The sequence below is a fragment of the Actinosynnema sp. NPDC023658 genome (assembly GCF_040639995.1).
Lineage (GTDB): Bacteria > Actinomycetota > Actinomycetes > Mycobacteriales > Pseudonocardiaceae > Actinosynnema.
In genome coordinates this window covers 1-1,093 of sequence record NZ_JBFAAX010000587.1, presented here as the reverse complement: position 1 = coordinate 1,093, position 1,093 = coordinate 1, and the positions used below count along the sequence as shown (strand labels likewise).

Annotated in this window: 1 protein-coding gene; it reads left to right on the top strand. The window is 70.2% G+C overall.

Going from position 1 to position 1,093, the window contains the following annotated elements:
* Positions 1-1,071: ricin-type beta-trefoil lectin domain protein (locus tag AB0G02_RS31635; RefSeq protein ID WP_360801384.1), on the top strand; the 1,071-nt coding region annotated here is incomplete at its 5' end.
* Positions 1,072-1,093 lie beyond the last annotated feature (22 nt).

Below are 1,093 nucleotides of genomic sequence, written 5' to 3'. Positions count from 1 at the left end.
GGGGCTTTGTGGTGGGGGCCCCCCCAAACCCCTCCCACCTCACCCCACCCCCGCGCGTGCGACGGTCCCCTCGACTGCACGCGCGTCGTCACCCAGGCCAACATCGGCCACGACTCGCACAAGCACCCGCTGGGCAACCCGATCACCGGGTGCTCGGGGTCGTTCAAGGCCGACGCGGACACCGAGCACCAGAGCGGCAACGCGCACATCATCGGCTCGGCCGAGTACACCGACAACGGCGCGGCCGGCGTGCCCGGCCTGACCGGCAGCGGCACGGTCGTGCTCCAGCCCAAGCGCAAGCAGGCCGAGCACTACAACGGCTCCTCCGGCGTCCGGGTCGTCGCGCAGGCGGGCGCCGAGTCCGGCGGCCGGGTGGGCGACATCGGCAACAACGACTGGATCTCCTTCAAACCGGTCAACTTCACCGGCATCAACCAGGTGTCGTTCAGGTTGTCCTCGCCCTCTGGTGGCGGCTCGATCGAGCTGCGGGCCGGCTCGCCCACCGGCGCGCTGATCGCCTCCTCGTCGGTCAGCGCCACCGGCGGTTGGGACACCTACGCCTCCACGCCTGCGGTGAACGTCACCAACCCGGGCGGCACCGTGGAGCTGTTCGCGGTGTTCAAGACCTCGTCCTCCAGCAGCTTCGACCTCGACTCGATCAACTACATCGGGGCGGGCGTCGGGACGGGCGGGGGCACCACCGCGAAGGCGATCGTCGGCATCGGCGGCAAGTGCGTCGACGTCAACGGCTCGTCCACCGCGGACGGCGCGAAGGTCCAGCTGTGGACCTGCAACAGCGGCGTCAACCAGCAGTGGACGCCCAGCGGGACCACGCTCCGCGCGCTGGGCAAGTGCCTGACGGTCAACGGCTCCTCGCAGACCGACGGCGCGCTGGTGCAGCTGTGGACGTGCAACGGGTCGAGCGGGCAGAACTGGTCCACCCAGTCCGACGGCACGATCCGCAACGGCTCCAAGTGCCTGGACGCCACCGGCGCCAGTTCGGCGGACGGCACCCAGCTCATCATCTGGAGCTGCTCCGGCGGCGCGAACCAGAAGTGGGCGCTGACGTAGTCCGACCGCCACGGAAATGGTC